General features: G+C 38.4%; 1 protein-coding gene. It reads left to right on the plus strand.

All coding sequences use genetic code 11. The annotated features are described in order from the left end of the window. Positions 1–15: 15 nt before the first annotated feature. On the plus strand, positions 16–2,007 hold the full coding sequence (locus ADH31_RS07190) for an ABC transporter permease (protein ID WP_049509830.1): 1,992 nt from the start codon (positions 16–18) through the stop codon (positions 2,005–2,007). Positions 2,008–2,126 lie beyond the last annotated feature (119 nt).

Raw genomic sequence — 2,126 nt, forward strand, 5'->3', positions numbered from 1 at the left:
GTGAGGTGAACTAGTATGTTTCGATTAACCAATAAGTTGGCCATTTCCAACTTAATCAAAAACCGCAAACTCTATTATCCTTTTGCACTAGCAGTTCTCCTTGCAGTTACTATCAGCTACCTATTTTATTCATTAACTTTTAATCCTAAAATGGTAGAAATGCGGGGTGGATCTTCTATTCAATTTACCCTACAACTAGGTCTCATCGTAGTAACACTTGCATCTGCCATTATCGTCCTTTATGCCAACAGTTTTGTCATGAAAAATCGTTCCAAAGAACTGGGTATATATGGTATGTTGGGCTTGGAGAAGCGTCATCTGATTAGTATGACCTTTAAGGAACTCTTGATATTTGGGTTAGTAACAGTCACTGCTGGTATTGGAATTGGTGCCCTCTTTGACAATCTGATTTTCGCTTTATTGCTCAAACTTTCAAAGATGAAGGTGGAGTTAGTCGCAACCTTCCAATGGTCCGTAGTCCTTTCCATCCTTCTGGTATTTGGTTTTATCTTTTTAGTCATTGTCTTCCTAAATGCTATCCGCATTATCCGTATGGATGCTCTCCAACTATCTCGTGAGAAAGCAAAAGGTGAGAAGAAGGGCCGTTTCCTAGTGTTTCAGACAATCTTGGGACTACTCTCTTTAGGTAGTGGCTATTATCTAGCTCAAAGCGTAACAAATGCTCTATTAGCTATTTCTACCTTCTTTTTAGCTGTAATACTGGTCATTTTAGGAACCTATCTCTTGTTCAATGCTGGGATTACAGTTTTCTTGAAAATGCTCAAGAAAAACAAGAAATATTACTACAAACCTAACAATCTCATCTCTGTTTCTAACCTCATTTTCCGTATGAAGAAAAATGCGGTTGGTTTAGCGACTATCGCCATCCTTTCCACCATGGTTTTGGTCACCATGTCGGCAGCAACCAGTATCTACAATGGTTCTGAAAATATTAAAAAACTCCTGTATCCTCACGATATGTCAATTTCAGGACAAAATGTAGAAGTTGAGGATTTAGACCAACTTTTAACTCAGTATGCCAAGGAAAAGAACCTAACAATCAGCACTAAGGATGTTCTTAGCTATGCAAGTTTCGGCCTTTCTAGTCAAGATGGTACCAAATTAACCACCTTTGCAAAAGGTCAAAATAGTGTTATGCCCAAGACAGTTTTCCTAGTTTTTGATCAAAAAGACTATGAAAAAATGACTGGACAAAAGCTGAACCTTACGAATAATGAGGTGGGACTATTCGCTAAGAACGATGGCCTTAAAGGTCAAAAAGCATTCAGTCTGAACAATCAGAACTATACGATCAAGCAAGAAATCCAGCAAGATTTCCTCAGAGACCATGTTGCTAACCAGTATGTACTTTTGATCTCAGATTATAACTACCTTGTTGTCTCAAATTTGCAGGACTTTTTAGATAAATACCAGGATTCTGCTATATACACTCAGCTATATGGTGGAATGGATGTGACAGCAAGTAAAGAGGAACAGTTAAAGCTATCTGATGATTTCGATGCGTATGTGAATAATTTCAGTCACAATCTCAAGAACGAGGATGGTATGGTTTACGGTGCAAACATTGCGAGTGAGTCAACTGTCGAAATGAACGCTCTCTTTGGTGGAGTCCTCTTTATCGGTATTTTTCTCTCTATCATCTTTATGGTAGGTACTGTACTCGTTATCTACTATAAACAAATTTCAGAAGGTTATGAAGACCGTGAACGCTTTGTCATTCTGCAAAAAGTTGGCTTGGATCAAAAACAAATCAAGCAAACCATTAACAAGCAGGTCTTGACTGTTTTCTTCCTACCTCTGGCCTTTGCCTTTCTTCATCTGGCTTTTGCTTATCACATGTTGAGCCTGATTCTCAAGGTCGTTGGTGTTGTTGATTCAGCCATGATGTTAAGTGTAACCCTTTCTATCTGTGGTATCTTTGCTTTAGTCTATGTCCTAATCTTTATGATTACTTCAAGAAGCTATCGCAAAATTGTGCAAATCTAGAGATAAATGCATCAAAAAAGAGAGTGGGACAGAAATTGGTAATTCGTTAGAATTCGATTTCGTCGTCCCACCTCTGCACAGTTGAGTAGGGCTGTAAAAGCTGATGAAATCAGCGTAGT

The sequence above is a fragment of the Streptococcus pseudopneumoniae genome (genome assembly GCF_001072375.1).
Lineage (GTDB): Bacteria > Bacillota > Bacilli > Lactobacillales > Streptococcaceae > Streptococcus > Streptococcus pseudopneumoniae_L.